This is a genomic window from Microbacterium sp. NPDC058269, assembly GCF_042881445.1.
Taxonomy (GTDB): Bacteria; Actinomycetota; Actinomycetes; order Actinomycetales; family Microbacteriaceae; genus Microbacterium.
The window spans coordinates 362,493-379,511 of record NZ_JBHVXT010000002.1 but is presented as its reverse complement, the minus strand read 5'-3'; the positions used below and the strand labels follow the sequence as shown (position 1 = coordinate 379,511).

At 66.8% G+C, this 17,019-nt stretch carries 22 protein-coding genes; 3 read left to right on the top strand and 19 right to left on the bottom strand.

Annotated features, from left to right (window positions below; translation table 11 throughout):
• Nucleotides 1–30: 30 nt before the first annotated feature.
• The 14 genes from ACFVWL_RS09980 to ACFVWL_RS09915 all read right to left on the bottom strand — a co-directional run bounded on the left by ACFVWL_RS09980 (nucleotide 31) and on the right by ACFVWL_RS09915 (nucleotide 9,795).
• Complete coding sequence (locus tag ACFVWL_RS09980; RefSeq protein ID WP_387181837.1) at nucleotides 31–510, bottom strand: hypothetical protein; 480 nt, start codon at nucleotides 508–510, stop codon at nucleotides 31–33.
• Nucleotides 510–656, bottom strand: coding sequence for a hypothetical protein (locus tag ACFVWL_RS09975; RefSeq protein WP_387181834.1), 147 nt, complete (start codon nucleotides 654–656; stop codon nucleotides 510–512). Before ACFVWL_RS09975 ends, ACFVWL_RS09980 begins: the two co-directional genes overlap by 1 nt.
• Complete coding sequence (locus ACFVWL_RS09970; protein ID WP_387181831.1) at nucleotides 653–1,132, bottom strand: hypothetical protein; 480 nt, start codon at nucleotides 1,130–1,132, stop codon at nucleotides 653–655. The genes ACFVWL_RS09975 and ACFVWL_RS09970 overlap by 4 nt, the downstream gene beginning before the upstream one ends.
• A complete protein-coding gene (locus ACFVWL_RS09965) occupies nucleotides 1,132–2,706 on the bottom strand; it encodes a hypothetical protein (protein ID WP_387181829.1) in 1,575 nt (524 codons plus the stop codon). Before ACFVWL_RS09965 ends, ACFVWL_RS09970 begins: the two co-directional genes overlap by 1 nt.
• A complete protein-coding gene (locus ACFVWL_RS09960; protein WP_387181827.1) occupies nucleotides 2,703–3,032 on the bottom strand; it encodes a hypothetical protein in 330 nt (109 codons plus the stop codon). Before ACFVWL_RS09960 ends, ACFVWL_RS09965 begins: the two co-directional genes overlap by 4 nt.
• A 28-nt stretch (nucleotides 3,033–3,060) precedes the next feature.
• Nucleotides 3,061–3,351: a WXG100 family type VII secretion target gene (locus tag ACFVWL_RS09955; protein ID WP_387181825.1), complete on the bottom strand. Its 291-nt coding sequence runs from the start codon at nucleotides 3,349–3,351 to the stop codon at nucleotides 3,061–3,063.
• Complete coding sequence (locus ACFVWL_RS09950) at nucleotides 3,351–3,758, bottom strand: YbaB/EbfC family nucleoid-associated protein (RefSeq protein ID WP_387181822.1); 408 nt, start codon at nucleotides 3,756–3,758, stop codon at nucleotides 3,351–3,353. Before ACFVWL_RS09950 ends, ACFVWL_RS09955 begins: the two co-directional genes overlap by 1 nt.
• Nucleotides 3,759–3,831: 73 nt before the next feature.
• Entirely contained in the window at nucleotides 3,832–5,220 is a 1,389-nt protein-coding gene (locus ACFVWL_RS09945; protein WP_387181819.1) for a hypothetical protein, read from the bottom strand.
• Nucleotides 5,210–6,508, bottom strand: a complete 1,299-nt coding sequence (locus tag ACFVWL_RS09940) for a S8 family serine peptidase (RefSeq protein WP_387181816.1) — start codon at nucleotides 6,506–6,508, stop codon at nucleotides 5,210–5,212. The genes ACFVWL_RS09945 and ACFVWL_RS09940 overlap by 11 nt, the downstream gene beginning before the upstream one ends.
• A 38-nt stretch (nucleotides 6,509–6,546) precedes the next feature.
• A complete protein-coding gene (locus ACFVWL_RS09935; RefSeq protein ID WP_387181813.1) occupies nucleotides 6,547–6,972 on the bottom strand; it encodes a hypothetical protein in 426 nt (141 codons plus the stop codon).
• Nucleotides 6,973–7,096: 124 nt separating this feature from the next.
• Nucleotides 7,097–7,378, bottom strand: coding sequence for a WXG100 family type VII secretion target (locus ACFVWL_RS09930; RefSeq protein WP_017831421.1), 282 nt, complete (start codon nucleotides 7,376–7,378; stop codon nucleotides 7,097–7,099).
• A gap of 41 nt (nucleotides 7,379–7,419) precedes the next feature.
• Nucleotides 7,420–7,734 carry a WXG100 family type VII secretion target gene (locus tag ACFVWL_RS09925; RefSeq protein ID WP_017831420.1) on the bottom strand — a complete coding sequence of 105 codons (315 nt, stop codon included), beginning with the start codon at nucleotides 7,732–7,734 and terminating at the stop codon, nucleotides 7,420–7,422.
• A gap of 262 nt (nucleotides 7,735–7,996) precedes the next feature.
• Complete coding sequence (locus ACFVWL_RS09920; RefSeq protein WP_387181810.1) at nucleotides 7,997–8,371, bottom strand: hypothetical protein; 375 nt, start codon at nucleotides 8,369–8,371, stop codon at nucleotides 7,997–7,999.
• Between the two features lie 101 nt (nucleotides 8,372–8,472).
• A complete protein-coding gene (locus tag ACFVWL_RS09915; RefSeq protein WP_387181807.1) occupies nucleotides 8,473–9,795 on the bottom strand; it encodes a S8 family serine peptidase in 1,323 nt (440 codons plus the stop codon).
• Between the two features lie 411 nt (nucleotides 9,796–10,206).
• Here ACFVWL_RS09915 and eccD point away from each other — a divergent pair, with 411 nt between their 5' ends.
• Genes eccD through ACFVWL_RS09900 form a run of 3 tightly spaced genes read left to right on the top strand, consistent with a single transcriptional unit; the run spans nucleotide 10,207 to nucleotide 14,225 of the window.
• Nucleotides 10,207–11,541, top strand: coding sequence for a type VII secretion integral membrane protein EccD (gene eccD, locus ACFVWL_RS09910; protein WP_387181805.1), 1,335 nt, complete (start codon nucleotides 10,207–10,209; stop codon nucleotides 11,539–11,541).
• Between the two features lie 3 nt (nucleotides 11,542–11,544).
• The gene (eccB, locus tag ACFVWL_RS09905; protein ID WP_387181803.1) at nucleotides 11,545–12,897 is read left to right on the top strand and encodes a type VII secretion protein EccB; all 1,353 of its coding nucleotides are present in this window, start codon (nucleotides 11,545–11,547) and stop codon (nucleotides 12,895–12,897) included.
• The gene (locus ACFVWL_RS09900; RefSeq protein ID WP_387181800.1) at nucleotides 12,897–14,225 is read left to right on the top strand and encodes a S8 family serine peptidase; all 1,329 of its coding nucleotides are present in this window, start codon (nucleotides 12,897–12,899) and stop codon (nucleotides 14,223–14,225) included. Before eccB ends, ACFVWL_RS09900 begins: the two co-directional genes overlap by 1 nt.
• Nucleotides 14,226–14,286: 61 nt before the next feature.
• Here ACFVWL_RS09900 and ACFVWL_RS09895 read toward each other — a convergent pair whose 3' ends face one another.
• Genes ACFVWL_RS09895 through ACFVWL_RS09875 form a run of 5 tightly spaced genes read right to left on the bottom strand, consistent with a single transcriptional unit; the run spans nucleotide 14,287 to nucleotide 16,968 of the window.
• Nucleotides 14,287–14,718, bottom strand: a complete 432-nt coding sequence (locus ACFVWL_RS09895) for a hypothetical protein (protein WP_387181797.1) — start codon at nucleotides 14,716–14,718, stop codon at nucleotides 14,287–14,289.
• 40 nt (nucleotides 14,719–14,758) lie between these two features.
• Entirely contained in the window at nucleotides 14,759–15,184 is a 426-nt protein-coding gene (locus ACFVWL_RS09890) for a hypothetical protein (RefSeq protein ID WP_387181794.1), read from the bottom strand.
• Nucleotides 15,184–15,879, bottom strand: coding sequence for a hypothetical protein (locus ACFVWL_RS09885; protein ID WP_387181791.1), 696 nt, complete (start codon nucleotides 15,877–15,879; stop codon nucleotides 15,184–15,186). Before ACFVWL_RS09885 ends, ACFVWL_RS09890 begins: the two co-directional genes overlap by 1 nt.
• Nucleotides 15,880–15,899: 20 nt before the next feature.
• The gene (locus tag ACFVWL_RS09880; RefSeq protein WP_387181789.1) at nucleotides 15,900–16,217 is read right to left on the bottom strand and encodes a hypothetical protein; all 318 of its coding nucleotides are present in this window, start codon (nucleotides 16,215–16,217) and stop codon (nucleotides 15,900–15,902) included.
• Between the two features lies 1 nt (nucleotide 16,218).
• Complete coding sequence (locus ACFVWL_RS09875; RefSeq protein ID WP_387181786.1) at nucleotides 16,219–16,968, bottom strand: hypothetical protein; 750 nt, start codon at nucleotides 16,966–16,968, stop codon at nucleotides 16,219–16,221.
• Nucleotides 16,969–17,019 lie beyond the last annotated feature (51 nt).

The following is a 17,019-nucleotide window of genomic DNA, read 5'->3' as shown; positions in this document are numbered from 1 at the left end:
GTGCGGCGACGCTGCGCGATGTTCCCGGCGTCACGACTGCTCCGTGTTCACGGCGTCGATGATCTCTCGCGCACCGTCCATCGTGAAGCGCACATCATCACCGACGGTCACCGAGACGACACCCGGAACAAGGCGCTCCATCATCGAATCGAGGTCGATGTCCTCGTCGTTGACGTCTACGACCCCGAGTTTGAGTTCATCGATCGGCAGATCGTTCTCATCCACGATGATCTGCAGAATCGACGCGAGTTCAGCGTCTGTAAGTTCGTCATCATCGAGATATACATTCACCGCAAGGTAGTGGTTGAAGCCGGACACCGCCTTATCCGCACCCGCCTTCGCGATCCCGATGTCGGATGCAAGCAGCGCCGCAGGGATCTCCTCCACCTCATCGTCAGCAAGATCACCCGCGATGAATGAGCAGCCGGCGAGCGACGCCATCAACGTGACTCCGAGCAACACCGCGGCAACGTTGCGGCGCAGAATGTGCGGGCGCGAGGGCCCGCGCATCAGTGCTCCACCCCCGAATACACCTGATGATCGATGACCTGTCCGCCGAGTTCCGCCAGGTTCCACGGGTCTTCACCGTCGTTGCTCGATCGGTACTGCTCTTCCGATGCGGAGACGGAGTCCGCATAAAGAGGATTGCGCGTCACGACTGCTCCGACCCCACGGCATCGATGATTTCGCGCGCCCCGTCCATCGTGATCCACACGATCGACGATGAGGAGACCTCGACCACTCCCGGGACGACGCGCTCCATCATCGATTCCACATCTATGCCGACACCGTCGACATCATCGACACCGAACCTGATGCTGTCCGTCGGAAGGTCGTTCTCGTCCACGACGATCTGCAGAATCGAGGCAAGCTCCTCGTCTGTCAGCTCGGCATCGTCGAGATCCACGCCGACCCAGAGGTCGAAGGAGAGTCCGTTCGTCGCTTTCACCGCGAAGGCTTCGGTGACGCCGATGTCGGACGCCAGCAACGCCGCGGGAATCTCCTCGACCTCGTCCTCCGCCAAGTCGCCCGCGATCAACGAGCATCCGGTGACCGACATCAACAGTGCGACGCCAAGCAACCCCGCTCCGAGGCGGATACCGTGCCGTTTCAGGTGAGCGATCCGATGCATCAGTGCTCCACTCCCGAATACACCTGATGATCGATGACCTGTCCGCCGAGTTCCGCCAGGTTCCACGGGTCTTGGCCATCGTTCTGGGAACGATACTGCTGCTCCCATGCATCAACCGACTGCGCGTAGAAGTCGTTATCGTGCGCATCGAAAAGGTGCTTCCCGGGAGGATCGGGCAGCGTGATCTGGTGCATATTCGACGGCAAGACGGTGATCGGCGAGTTCGGGACGTCGATCGGTGCGATGCCGGGCAGACCCGGCAGCGCGATCGCGCTTCCGTCGGTCATCGGCACAATGTCCGATGCATGCTGGAAGGCGTACACGGGGATGTGCGGCGGCACCGCGAAGTTGTCGACGGGCGAGCCGTTCGTCACCACCCCGATCGGCTTGTAGGGGAAGGTCGGATCGGCGGCGAGGTTGACCGCCATGATGCCGCCCTGGCTGAAGCCGGTGAGCACGACCTCCGCCCCCGCGGGTATCCCCGCTTCCTTCATCGCCTGCAGGACGGCACGCTCATACTGTCCCCGGAAGATCGGGTTGTCCATCATGAGTGCGAGGTTGCTGTCGCGGTCGTTCATCGCACCATGAGGTCCATCGAACTCCCAGGGCTGCGTCGATGGCAGAGACACCACCCAGTGGGTCGATCCGTCGGGAGCAAGAACCTGTTTGATATCGATGACCGTCGAGTCCTGTCCACCCATCGCGTCTGTCCACGAGTTGACCTTTACGAGATCAGACAGCGAACCGAGTGAAGTGATCTTGTGCGCTTCGATGTACGCGTTTCGCTGCTCCTCCGTGGAGAGGTCATCCGGATCGATCTCCCGCATGTCGACATCCGTATCGAGGAAGTCGTCCAGCACGTTCCCTCCGAGCACTCCGAGCGGGCCGCCGAACAGCACCCCGACGATCGGCATCATGTCGGCGATCACACCACGCAACTGCTGAAGCGCGTCGCCGATGAGCGGTGCGAGTTTGTACAAGAGCTGCGCGAGTGACACGACGGCGCTGATCAGGCTCTTCACGAGCGCCCCGCCTACCGTGATGAAATCGGAGGCCGACTTCGCGAAGCGCTCGATGTCCTGCAGCTTCGACATCGGGTTCAGCGACCATCCGAAGAGGTCATCGGCGAACCGGCTGAGGCGTCCCAGGAAGTCGCAGATCAGCACCCGGGTCGACTCGATGATCTGCGAGACCATGCGGACGGCGCTTGCGGTCGCGCCCGTCCACTGCACACCGTCTTCGGCGACGGAGATGAGGTCGGTGAAGCGCTCACGCAGGGCTCGGATCATGCGTCCATCGAAATCGACGAGCGTGCGCTCGGCTCCGCGCAGCACAGTCAGCACAGACCCGAGCGCACGTTCGGAGTCCTCCCAGCGTGAGGCGAAAGCGCCGACGGTGCCCGGGTCGCCGAGCAGGTCATCGAACCACTCCCGGAGCGGGGCGATGTACTGGATGAGAAGCCCCGCGACGCCAGGGATGCTGGCGCAGTCCGCCTGGGCGGAGGTGTATCCCGCAGCGCCGGCAGCCCAGGAGCCGGATCGCACCTGACCGCTGACGGCGGCGACCGCCGTCACAGGGCCAGCCCCTCGATGGCGCGGAACGTCGTCACCGCTGTCTCCTCGATCTCGCTGAACTGACCGGCAGTGGCCTGCAGTGCCGCGGAGGTCATGGCGGACAGCGCACTCGCGGTCACGAGCGTCGACCGCGAGGCGTCCGCGAGGCCCGACACGGCGGGGCCGAGCATCGGTCCGCACATGGCGCCGAACGCCTCGACTCCCACGCCGCTGCCGGCGTTGGCCGCGGCGGCTCGCAGGACGTCTGCGGCATCCGCGAGCGCGCGCACGTGCGCCTGAAGAACTTCCGGATCGATGATGATCTGCTGATTCGCTGCCGCTGTCATGGCTGTCCTCTCTGCCAGGTCGAGGGTCTCAGCCACCGAGGGCGCGCTGGCCCGCGAGGTCGGCTTCCGAATACGACGTTCCGAGGTCGGCGAGTGTCGTCGCGATGGCGTCGACGAGCTCCGCGCGCTCCCGCATCGACAGGTCGAAGCGACCGTGTGCGGAGTCGAACGCCGACTGGGCGTCACCGGACCAGGAGCCCCGCAGCACACCGGCGACGGCCATGAGCTGCTCCAGCGCCGCGTCGATGTTCACGGAGGCATCTCCGATCGACCGCGCGGCCGCTGCGAGGCGCGACGGGTTGACCTCGAGCGCCGACATCAGCGGTAGCCCAGAAAGCTGTCGCCGGGCGCCGGGAACGCGGCGTCGACGTCGCGTCGGACCGCATCGACCAGGCCGGAGTCAGCGCCGAGCGTCTGCGCCATCGATTCCAGCACGATGTCGGCCGCGGCACGCTGCGCCTTGGCGATGGTCGCCGTGATCACCGCTCCGAGCGCCGCGGCGTCGTCGGCCGCCGCGCTGGAGAGCCGCACCGCGGTGATTCCGCCGGTCGGCTGCGCCACCACGGTGACCCGCCCGTCCGGCGATGTCACCGTCGCCGTCACCTGAGTCGCCTCGGCGGCTACGCGCGCAGCTTCACCCGCCCGCACACGCGACTGCGCGATCTGCGCATCGATCTTCGCGTTCAATGCCTCCATCGACGCCAGAAGGTCATCGTCCCCCGACATTGCGTTCCTCTCTCCGGTCGGCTCGAATGAGCCCTGCTTCCTTCGCACGCGGCCCCCCGACCGCGTCAATGTGTCAGGTGGTGGGCTCGTCGCGAGATCCAGCCCTCGCGCCCTTGGCGCGGGGACCGACCTCTTCGTCATCTTCGAGCTTCGGAGCGATGGGACCACCGAGGCCTGACCGCTTGGCCTTCTCCTCCTCGTCAGCGCCACCGGCGCCGCCCATCATGCCCATGCCAGGACGGCCGCCCGCACCGGCTGCGCCCGAGGAACCGGTGCCTGCCGCACCCGCACCGCCGACACCGCCTGCACCACCGACGCCGCCCGTACCCGCGGCACCGCCGACACCGCCCGCGCCGCCGAGTGCGGAGTTGCCGAGCAACCCGCCGCCCGCCTTCAGACCCGCACCGGATGCCGCGCCGAGACCCGAGCCGCCGAGGCCGCCCATGCTGCCGAAGCCCGCGATCTTCGAGCTCGCAGCGATCGCTGCCGCACCCGCGCCGCCACCGACGATGCCGCCGAGACCTCCGCCTCCGGAGCCGCTACCGCCGGGAAGCAGTCCGCCACCAGGGCCGACGGGGTAGCCACCACCGGTTCCCGCGCCGCCACCGGATCCACCGGGTAGTCCGGGCAGCACGCCGCCACCGGGAGAGTCGACCGAAGGATCCTTGCCGCCCGGGAGAACGGGGCCATCGCCGCCCGGATCCACCGGATGCCACCCCCCAGTCCCCGGTCCGCCGGGAAGAGTCGGTGTCGTGGGGGACGTCGGGACCGGCGGCTGGTACTCACCGACGCCACCGGTGGGCGGCTGGTAGCCGCCCACCCCCGGAGCGGATCCGGAGGGACCGCCGCCGACTCCCGGCGAGTTAATTCTCGGGGCGTCAACCTGCGGGCCGCCGATGGGCCCGTCATCGATGTTGTCGTCGTCCGATCGGATGAACCCGATGCTGCTGAGCTCGTCGGAAGCTGCACGGAGATCGCGTGTGTGGTCGACGAGGGACTTCTCGACGTTTTCCACGATCTGCCGTGCCGCTTCCTCACGCTGATTACCCAAAAAGTCGCCGATAGCATCCAGCGCGCTGTCGGCAGCAAGCGGCCCAAGCACAGGATGGATCACGAACGACGCCCCCTTCGCCGCGTTTGCCCAGAACGGGTCGACCGACGCCGAGGGAAGCTCCGCTGACGCCGCGGTACGTCTCGCTTCGTTTCCCGCTCCGACGGAGGAGTCGATAGCGCTGACGAGATCGCGGATGTCGCTGAATTTCAGACGGATTTCGTCGATGTCCGCGGTCGCGCGCTCGGCGGCGGTGCCCGTCCACGATTCGGAAATGCGGACCTTTGAGAGGGCCGTATCAAGTGAACTCAATGCGTTCATGAGCGCCGACGTCTTCGGGATGATCGAATCCGACAACGTGCGGATGCGGTTAAGCTCCGCCTCGTATCCGCCGCCTTGCTTACCCGCCATGGTTGCCCCCTTGTTCGGTGGTCTTTCGTTGTGAGGATCGTGTCAACACGATCGCGAGGATGATGCCGCCGATGACCAGCAGCACGAGAACGATCCCGCCGCCGATGAGCCACGGCACCATCGCGGAAGCTTCGGACGGCGGCTCTACCGCACCAGGCCCGGTGGTCGGGCTCGCCGTCGAGTCGCCCTCGCCGAGCGCCGCCTTTGCCTCATCCACCATCAACTGAGACGGCGAGGCATTGGGGTCGTCGGCGTCGAAGATCGGGTTCACATCGGGATACTTGGTCGGGTCGACAGCCAACATCCCGGTGAGAGACGCCGCCCCGTACCCAGTGCCGGAGTTCCATTTCGGATCGTGCTCGCCTTTTGTGCCCGTGTTGTGGATCAGGCTCTGGATCAGTTGCCCTGCCGTAGCCTCGGGATACTTCTGCTTCACCACGGCCAGCATCCCCGCCACAATCGGCGTTGCGAATGACGTCCCCGACCCCAGTTCCTGCGCATCCCACGAATCCGATGTGCCCTGCAGCAGCAGATCCAACCCGGGCGCGGCAATGACGACGTCATCGCTCACGTTCGGCGTCCCGTTCACGCCGTTCTGGATCTTGCCGTCCTCACCGAACGCCTGCACAGCCACCACACCGTTCAACGCGGCCGGCCAGAGTGCGATGCCGTCCTCGTTCGGCATACCGGCGACCACCACCACGTCACTGGCGTGTGCTTCGGCGACGCCCTTCGCGACGTCTGTCAGACTGCCGATGGAGATGGAGATGATGTCCGCGCCATCCGCCACGGCATCCGAGATCGCGTGATCGAGCCCGAACCGACCATCCTCTGCGAGCGTGGTGCCGTCCTCCTGCAAGCACTCCGCATCATCGTCACCGCCGACCCCGTCGAGCACACCGCCGGAATTGTAGAACAGCAGTTCCACCCCTGGCGCTACCCCTTTCACTGGGGCACCCCCGGACGGTGCTTCCCCCGTGCCCACGATCATCGACACGACGTTCGTGGCGTGGGACGCAGCAACATAGTCGGTCGACACCGTCGGATACGGAGCGCCAGAAGGATCAAAACAATACGACGGCTCGCGCACCGTCACATCGGCCCCACGGAGACCGACCACGTCGGGATTGATCTGACTATCGATCACCGCGACCTTCACCCCAGAACCATCGAGACCCGCATCATGCGCAGCTTGAATGTGGGCCCGGTCGAACCACCACAGCCCCGAATCCGCGGTGCCGGCAACCGCGGCCGACGGCACCATGACCGCGACCGCGAGCCCTGCCACCCCGACGATTGCTGCGAATCCACGATGCGCACGCCTCATCAGAAGTCGGCGTCCTCGGGCTGGTCAATGGAGCTATCGGTGTCGACCCGACCTCCGCTCGCGGACCCGCCACTCGTGCCCGTGGCGGTACCAGTCCGTGCGGGCGTACCCGCCTGTTCGACGGCCGAATCCAGAAGCGACACGATCAGCTTCGTCTCGTCAGCGAGCGCGGCGTCCTGCTCCGCGATCTCGAGGACAGCAGCCCGAATCGTGTCGTGGGTGTTCTGCAGCTTCTCCAGTGCCTTCTCCGTGGCCACGCGCATCGCAGAGGCGGCACTCAACACCGCTCGGTGAAACTCGCGCGTCGTGTCCGACACATCCCCCTCAGCTACGCCCACCTCAGCCGGACTCGGGAACTCCTGCAGTTCGCGTAGAAGTCGCTTCAGCTCGGCGAACACTCCATCGAAGTCGACTGCGATAGCCATCGACGCCCCTCCTTGTTTACAACGGCGAATCCCGTGACATCTGCTGTACCGTCCGGTCACTCGCCGAAAAGCACAGCAGACGGCGCGGGTCCGACGCATCTCTGCGACGGACCCGCGCCACGGGTCAGGCCCCGAACCGCCCGGCAGCCGACTTGTCGGTCTGCACGTACTGGCCCGAGATCTCCTCGGTCTTGCCCGCGATCTGCGTGAGCAGCTGCTGCATCTCACTCAGCGAACGGTTCCACTTGGCCTGCGCCTGGTCGTATGCCTGCTGTGCGGCACCGTCCCAGGAAGCCCGCAGCTTGCCGACCTCGGACTCGAGACGGTCGAGCTCGGAACGAATACCCTGCGACCCGCTGCGGATCTGCGCTGCCAGAGCGTTGACCTGCTCCGGGCGAACTGACATTGACTGCATCATGTTCTCCTTGAAATCTCTGTGGTCTACGCTCAGGAACCCATCATCGAGCCGAGGCCCGAGATGGTCTGCTGGTGCGCTTCTTCGGTCGCGGCCTGGTCACGCTCGGTGCCTGCGAGGGCATCTTCGAGCGTCACGAGAACCTCGTTGAGCTGACGAGCCTGCTCGTCCCAACGCGACATCAGCGTGGTGAACGATGCGGCAGCCGCACCCGTCCAGAATCCACGCAGCTGCTCGATCTCACTGCGGACCTTCTTGGTCTGCTGGTCGATCCCGGTCTTGGTCTCCCGCACCGCCTGGGCTCCGCGACGCAGAGCCCCTTCTTCTGCGGAGATGACATCAGCCATAACTCACTCCCTCCGGTCCACTTAGGACACACGTGCGGGGGAGCGCATCCCTGATCTGGGACGACTTCGAAACAACCCCCCACGAATCTGTTTCAGGAGCCAGGGTAGAACAGATCCCAACGAATCACCACAAGCGAAGACGGATCCGCGACGATATTTGTGCCTTCGATGGAGAAATCGGGCCGAATGAGCGCCGTAGGGTGTGCGGTGTCGCCGGATGCGGACCCCCACTCTCGTTGACGGATGCAGCCGCCCGCAACCCTCAGGGTTCGGTAGTCGGCACAGTGACGGCACCTTCACAGGTGATCGATCCCGACAGTGTCGCGGGATGCCGCTCGGCATCATCGGCCGTGACATTCACATCGTCACCGGGCTCCCATCCCTCGACCAGGGAGACTTCACCTTCCGACGTGCCGACGGTGAGCACGGTGCCTGATGCCGAGAGATCGAGTTCGGTGCCTTCGAAGAGCACCAGCCCCTCATCGCTTGCGGTGCCAACCGATCCGCGGCGGTCGCTGTCGAGCCGAATCGAGAATCGCCCTTGCGGATCATTCGAGATCGCAAGCCCGTGCACACTGCCCACGTCGCAGGTGATCTGGTCGGGGGTGAGCGTCGATGTCCGCTCCTCGCCGTCCACCTCATAGGTCACGGTGAGTGCCGTCGCAGCTCCGGGAGCGCACCCTACAAGTGTCAGGACCATCAGCGCTGTGACGAGGAAGACCGCCGTCGTCCGCTGCGTCACCGTCGTGAACGCCGCGGCAGGACGATCGCGAGGATGATGCCGCCGATGACCAGCAGCACGAGAACGATCCCGCCGCCGATGAGCCACGGCATGAGCGGCGAAACACTCCGAGGCGGCATCTCCACGTCCGATGTCGATGTGGGCGACGGCTTTACGCGGTCGAGCGCCGCTGCGGCCTCGTTCACCTGGCTCTGATTCGGGATGGCAAGAGAATCCTCCGAATCGAACAGAGGGTTCACATCCGGGTACTTCGTCGGGTCCACCGCGAGCATCCCTGTGAGAGACGCCGCGCCATAACCCGTGCTGTTGTTCCACTCCGGGTCGTGCTCACCCTTGGTACCTGTGTTGTGCAACAAGCTCTGGATGAGCTGGGCACCAGTCGCATCCGGATACTTCTGCTTAACCACAGCGAGCATGCCCGCCACGATCGGCGTCGCAAACGAAGTGCCGGAGCCGAGCCGCTGCTCCTCCCAGGAGTTCTCCGTCCCCTGCAGCAGCACGTCGACCCCTGGGGCTGCGATGGCAACATCGTCGCTCACGTTCGGAGTTCCTGACGGACCGTTCTGGATGTGCCCGTCCTCACCAAACGCCTGCACAGAGAGCGCACCGTTCAAACCCGCGGGATAACCCGAGAGACCGGAATCGTTCGGCATCGCCCCGAGCACGATCACCCCTGCTGCATATGCCTTCGCGACATCCTTTTCGATGCCGGTGGCTCCGTCGGCGGAGACCGAGATGATGTCCGCGCCAGCGTCAACCGCATCCGAGATCGCGCGCGCCATCGCGGTTCGCCCCTGGTCGTCACGGACTTCTCCGTTCTCGAGCAGACACTCCTCGTCGGCGCCCCAGATGCCCCCTACGACGCCATCACGGATGCCGCTGCCGCTGTAGTAGAGCACCTTCGCGCCCGGGGCCACACCTTTGATCGGCCCACCTCCATCCGGGGAATCTCCGGTTCCGAGGAGCATGGACGCCACATTCGTTCCATGAGACGACGCGAGATATTCCGTTGACGTCGCCGTGTACGGTTCCCCACTCGGATCGTGGCAGTAGGACGGCTCCACAACCTCAAGATTCGCGCCGCGCAAACCGACCACATCCGGATTGATCTGGGAATCGATGATGGCGACCTTCACCCCGGCCCCATCGAAGCCCGCGTCATGCGCCGCCTGAATGTTGCCCCGATCAAACCACCACAGACCCGACTCCGCCGTCGCGGCGACCGCGGCCGACGGCACAACAGCCACCAAGCCCACCACCACGGCCCCCAGCGCCGCCGCGAACCGACTTGACCCGCGCGCCATCACTGCTCTCTCCACGAAAATGCCACGCCCCGCACGATCCCGATCCGCCGCTCCGGCACCGCGACCATGGCACACTCCCTCCGGTCCGCATGCGGACACACGTGCAGGGAGCGCATCCCAGAACGGGACGACTTCGAAACAACCCCCCACGAATCTGTTTCAGCATGCAGGCTAAGCCAGATCGGGGTGAATCGCCAGAATGCTGTCACCGCCTGCGGCCGGAGATGTGGGTCTCTCGCGAGTGAAACGAGGCGGGACGCAGTCCTCCCCCGTGCGGATCCGTGTCGCGATTCGTGACTTCGATGGAGAAATCGATCCTCTCGGCGGCTACGTGCTGTCGTGCACCTCAACTAGGGTGAAAGGCGGAATGCGCAGCCACCGGATCTCCTCCGGTCCGGCTGCACACCATGGAGGGGGCATCGTTCCATGACTCAGAGCAGCGCAGCGGCAGGTACCGTGCTGCGGCTTTCCGTCGTCAGCGACGACCGACGGCTCGATGTCGGCGTACCGTCGCAGGTTCCGCTCGTCGAGATCATCCCGGGATTCGCCCGCAGTCTCGGCGTGCTCGACCCGACTCTCACCCACGGCGGATACGCACTGCAGCGCGCCGACGGCACCGCACTCGACCCTGCTCGTGGTGCTGCCGCCCAGGGCGTGCATGACGGCGAGCTGCTGACCCTGGTGCGCGGCGGGCTGATGCACGAGCCGCGCATCTATGACGACGTCGTCGAAGCCGTCATCGACGCCACGGCCGAGCAGCATGGCTCATGGACTCCCGCCGACAGCTCGCGCACGGCGCTCTTCGTCAGCCTCACGTTCCTCTCCCTCTGTGCGCTGCTCCTCGTGGCCACGCCCCCGACTTCTCTGATCCCCGCGATCATCGCCGGTTCCGGTGCGGTCGTGCTCAGCGTCGCCGCCGCCGTCCTCATGCGCCTGCACCAGCCCGAAGCCGGGCACGCTCTCGGGCTCACCGCCGCGGCCTACGGCGGACTGGCCGGCTACCTCGCGGTGCCGACGCAGAGCATCTGGGGATGGCCCCTCGCCGCGATGGGACTCGGCCTCGTCATCGTCGGCGGACTCGGACTCGCCGTCACGCAGGACAAGCCGGAGATCCACCTCGTCCCCATCGCACTCGGCGCCTCGATCGGCATCACCGCCACAGCTGCCGCCGTCTTCGGCGACCCGCTCGCGCCGTACGCCATCATGCTCGCGACCACAGCCCTGCTCGCGAACGGCATCCCGTGGCTCGCACTCAGCTCCACCCGCATCCGGGTGATCTCGCCGCAGAGCGATGCCGAGATGTTCGCCGCGCCCGTGCCGATCGACGCCGACGAGGTCAAGCGCCGCGCCGCCGCGGGCACCCGCACGCTGATCGCTCTCCGCGCCGCGCTGGGGCTCGCCGCACTGATCGCGACACCGCTCGTCGCGGCCAGCGGGGTCTTCGGCGCCGTGCTGTGCGTGCTCGCCTTCGTCGGGATGATGTTCCAGTCTCGCCAGATCCACGCCCGCCTCGGAGTGCTCGTGCTGATGGCCATCGGGGCGATCGGCCTGGCCGCGACCGGCGTGACCGTCGCCCTCGCCCTCCCGGACGTGCGCACCTGGATGCTGCTCATCCTGGTCGTGGCGACCGTGATCCTCGTCGGACTCACCCTGCTCACGCCCAAGGCGCGCCTGCGGCTCACGCGTCTCGGCGACACGGTCGAGATCCTCGCTCTCGCGCTGCTTCTCCCCCTCGGCGTCATCACGGCGGGGCTCGTCTGACCGATGGCGACCAAGAAAGATCTCATCGAAGCCCAGGGCTTCAGCAGACGACGGCTCCTCTCCGCCTTCACCGGCGGAGCACCCGGAGGCAAGGAACTCGACCCGGCGAAGCCGCTGCGCGCCGTGGTCGCCGGCGTCGCCCTCACCGTCGGCGTCATCCTCGTCGGAGTGTTCTGGGGGATCATGCAGCCCGGCCTTCCCGGCGACTGGCAGAACAACCGTCTGATCATCGCCACCGACACCGGGGCGCGCTACGTCTCGGTCGAGGGCACCCTGTATCCGGTGATCAACACCGCCAGCGCCCACCTGTTGATCCCGGCCGGCGAGTTCAAGGTCGTGCGCACCGACCAGTCAGCACTCGACGGCATCCCCGTCGGAAGCTCGATCGGCATCCTCGGTGCCCCCGACGATCTGCCCGCGCCGAGTGCCCTCATCAACTCGTCGTGGACCGCGTGCGTCGACGACTCCGCCGGCACGGCCGTGTCGCTGTCGAACGACCCGATCGCCGACGTCTCGAACGGCACCGGTACCGTGGTGCAGCGCGGAGACGAGCTGTTCGTGATCGCCGACGGCCTCCGCCACGCCGTGCCCGCCGACGACGCGAACGCCGTGCTGCGTGCAGTGGGTCTCGGCACCAGCGACGTGTATGAGGTCGACGGCCGCTGGCTGAACCTCTTCGACGCCGGTGCAGACCTCGAGCCGATCCGTCTCAACGCCGTCGGCGCCTCCGTTCCCGGCACCGACCTGACAGCCGGCACGATCGTGCACGTGCAGGGCAGCCCGGCCGACGAGCGCTACGTGGCCCTCGCCACAGGGGAGCTCGCGCGTCTCAGCCCGCTCGCCTACCAGCTGTATCTGCTCGGCAGCGGAGAGGAAGCCGGCGCCGAAGAAGAGGTGTCGCCCGCCGAGGTCGCCAACGTGCCGACCGTTCCGAACGCGGGTGGCGACGACTGGCCGACACAGCCTCTGACGACGCTCGCGGCGGGCGAGACCCCCTGCGCCGTCCTCGGCGACGACGCCCGCACGGTGCTCGGTGCGACGACCTCCGAGCTGCCGGAAGAGCGCAGCCGCGTCGACGTCGCCGTCGGCGGCGGCGCCCTCGTACAGGTGCGCGGCGCGTCAGACGATGCTGTCGGCATGGCTGTGCTGGTCGACGAGTCGGGCACCGCGTACGCGATCCCCGGAGCGGTCGTCGAGCCGGATGCCGAGGAGGCCGCGAGCGACGCCATCGCCCAGCTCGGCTACTCCCCCGCCGACATCGGACGTGTCTCGAACGCGTGGATCGAGTTCTTCGCCGCGGGACCGGCCCTGACCACCGAGGCCGCGAGAGAATCGCCCGGATCCGGGACGAAGTGATGCGTCGACGCGCCGCCCTCGCGACCCTCGTTCTGGGCGCAGCCGTGTTCGGCACCCCCGCCTCCGCGCTGGCATCGACCTCCGCTCCCGCCTCCATCGTCTCGGCGGCGACCGGTGCCTGCGAGCCCGGAAACGTCGTGTTCACACCCGAGGCTCCTGCCGCACTCGCCGCGCTCGGCGCCGAAGACGCGAACCGCCTCGCCACCGGTGCGGGCGTCGTCGTCGCGGTGGTCGATTCAGGGATCGATGCCGGCAACCCTCACCTCGCCGGAGTGGTCGTCGGTGGCATCGACCTCGTCGGCGACGGCGAACGCGGTGACGGGATGAGCGACATCGCCGGACACGGAACGGCCATCGCGGGTCAGATCGCCGGCCAGCCGGTCGCCGGGTCCGGCGTGGTCGGCCTCGCCCCCGACGCCCGCCTGCTGTCGGTGCGGGTCTTCCGCAGCGATTTGCCACAGGACGTCGACAAGGGCTTCGGTCCCACGTCGGAACGCATCGCCAACGGCATCCACTGGGCTGCCGACAACGGCGCCGACATCATCAACGTCTCTATGTCACAGGCATCGAACTCCGACGACCTCCGCGCCGCCGTGGAGCACGCCGCGGCGGTCGGAGCACTGGTCGTGGCGAGCGGGGGCAACAGAGCATCCGACGCCGAAGCCGAAGACGGACCCCGCTACCCCGCCGCCTACGAGCAGGTGCTCGGGGTCAGCGCCGCTGACGCCAACGGCCTCGCCACGGACGCCTCGATCCACGGCCCGCAGGTCGGCGTCACGGCTCCTGGAAGCAACGTGCTCACGTCCGCGACCGGTGGCGGCGACTGCCTCTTCGCCTCCGACGCCCCGGCGTCGAGCTTCGCGACCGGATATGTGAGCGCCGCCGCTGCGCTGGTCGCCGAAGCGCACCCGGAAGACCCTCCCGCCGGCTGGGCCTACCGCCTCACCGCGACCGCCCTCCGCGCAGATGCCGACAACCGCGACGACGTGAACGGGTGGGGATTCATCCAGCCCTCCGCCGCCATCCAGCTCCTGCCCGACGCCACCACCCGAGGGCCCGTCAGCCCCTTCTTCGACACGGCCGACAGCGCGGTGCGCCCGCCCGTGGCGACCGTCGACCCCGACCACGGTGCGTCGCCGTTCGCCCTCACCCGCGAGGCCACGCTGTTCGCAGCGATCGGCGGGGCAAGCCTGCTCGGCGTGCTCGGCATCCTCATCGTGCTGCGGCGACGCAAGGATGTCCCCGCGGAGGATCCCGCGGCATCGGAGCGCTCTGGTGGACTCCTCGAACGGCCGGAGCCGGGCGACGCCGCCGGTCAGTTCGACTGACACGACCCCGGGAGGGACCCGCCGAGGCCCTCACCGATCAGTAGGGCCCGCCGAGGAGTCGTCAGCTGCCTTCGAGCGCTCGGCGCCGGACAGACGCGATCCCCAAGACCCGAGCGCCGGCGACAGTCAGAACCCCCGACAGCAGAAGGAGGATGAGAGCGGTACCGGCCCCGCCCTGGCTCGTCATCGCGGAGCTGATCACGAACGCTGCCATGCTGCCGATCACACCGACGAAGAAGACGATCGCGAGCAGCCACATCACCACGCCCAGGCGAACTTCCTTCCCCGGCACCGGATTGGCAAGCCGAAACCCGCACCGGGCGAGCAAGAAGGCAGCCGCAGCAACGGCGGCCGCGACCAAGCCCACGCCGAGAAGAGCACCATCGGTGAGTGCACCGGCAAGGGAGGCGACAGCCATGATCGAGACGAGGACACCCACCACGAGCGAGATGATCGCGGGAATTCTCGGTCGCGCCCGGGAACTGGGGCTCATTTGTCTTGTCTCGCCTTCACTCAGACCGCGGCTGCTCCGGTCAGTTCGACCGACCGCCCTGGCGAGCGATCCGCACGAGACGGAAACCGACGATCGTCACGACGACCGCCAGCAGCAACACGATGATCGCCACCGCGACGCCGTTCTGACTGGCGACCGCGGAGCTGAGAACGAACGCTCCCATGCTGCCGATCACACCGATGATCATCGCGAGGAAGGCGAGCAGCATCAGCGGGCCCGAAGCAGGAAGTCCTGCCGAAGCGGATCGAGCGAGTTGGAATCCGTAGCCCGCGAAGAGGAACGCGATGACGGCGACGACCGCCGCGATCAGCCCGCCACCGAGGAGAGCACCGTCAGCGGGAGCGTTAATGAGGGAGATGATCGCCACGACCGCGGCGATCACACCGACGACGAGCGCGACGACCGCGGGGATCCGCGGCCGGGCCACGGGCACAGCTGCACTCATCATGCGGTTGCGATCGACGGCCAGGTGGTGATGCCCGCCGACGTGGATGTCATCGTCGTCCGCGCCTGACCTGCCGACACGTAGAGGATCGCGACACCGGCGCCCGCAGCGACCAGGAAGCCCGCGATGCCGAGACCCACCAGCACGGGCACTGCGGGCAGACCGATGATCGTGCCCGTGGCGACGGCGGCACCGGCCAGCGCACTGAGAAGAGTGATGATCGCGACGGCGACCGCACCCCAGAACACGGTGATGGCCACGGCCAGGCCGCTCATGGCGTTGCCGATGTTCTCGGCATAGTCGGACATGATCGACGTGTTGGCGCGCCGCTGCGGCTCCAGCGACTGCTGGTACTGGTCCGCCGCTCGTCCTGCCCACCGGTCGTCCACGGACAGATTCGCGTCGACGATCGTGTCGTTGATACGCGACACCTGCCCGCCCATCTTCTTCCATCCGTCGGCGGCGCCGTTGAGGACGAAGGGATTACCGACGTAGCTCAGCTTGTCGGCCAGCCAGTCCCACATCTCCTTGATCTTCTGCATGGTCGTGTCCCACGCGTCCTTCACGCGGTCCGCGATCCAACTCAGATAGACCGGGATGGTGCGCAGCACCGCGTTGATGAGGCGCACGATCTCGTCGAGCTTCTGCTGAATCTTCTCGAGCAGCTCGAGGACTCGGTCAATGATGGGGTTCATCTGTCTTGTCTCGCCTTCGCTCAGACTGCCGGCTGCCAGATCCGATAGAGCTCAGATTGGGTGATGTCCTCGTACCGCTCGAAATCATCGCGCACGGCGCGCAGCGCGTCGGCACCCTCGCTCGTCCGACTCGCGCCGTCGGAGAGGAGCTGCTGCACGCGCGTGTGCATCTCCGCATACGTGTCGGCGAGGTCGATCGCCGCGAACGAGAAGGCTCCGCGGTTCACCTCGATCCCCGAGAGGTCGTTCGCGCTCGACTGGAGCGTGGCTGAGGCCTCGTCCCAGATCGATGCATCTTTCGTCAGCGCCTCGAAACTGAGTGCGATCTCCGGATCCATGTCATTCCCTCCCCGTGATGAACGCCACGAAGGCGTCAGGATCGTCGATGTAGCGGCCGTACTTCTCGAGCGGGCTTCCGTCCAGCGGACCAGCCTCACGCGCAGACGCGGTCTTGTCGAACGCTTCGCGCAGGGTGTCGTTGAGCTCGCGGGAGATCTGCGCACCCGATGAGTTCGCTGCCCAGTTGGGCGACAACGAGACCGCGACGAGCTGGCCACCTGCGGCGAGTTCGACGGTGAGGTGGCGCGAGAGCGGTGCGACTTCCTCGGTCTGTCGTCCCCGGCTGAGGGCTCCCGCGAAGGTCTCGTCGAGGTTGGCGGAGACGTCGTCGAGGAAAGCGAGCATGTTCTCCAGCGCCTGCTCCACCGCCGGGGTGCTGTCGGGCTGCGCCAGAAGCGCCTCCTGCAGCTTGCCGGCCACCGAGTCCTGCGTCGACGGAATCGGGGAAGCTCGATGCTCCTTCTCGGATGCGTCGCCGACGTTCGTCGCCCACGCCTCGATCCGAGCCGCATTGAGCGCCTGGAACGCCGCGACGATACGGTCTCCGAGCGCCGAAGGCTCGATCCCGTCGCGCCACCGATCCGCGATGTCGAAGGACAGCAGACCTCGCTCATCGAGTCGAGCCGTGATCAGACCCGACTCATCGCTGAAGGAATCAGGCAAGGCGCCGTCGGCCGCTTCCGCGTACATCTTCGCTTCGCGGTCGACTTCATCGCGCAGCTCATAGAACCGCTCTGCATCGTCGCTCATGGACGTTCCCCCCTCAAGGCCATTCCCGTCCACCCTACGCGACGGCCGCGC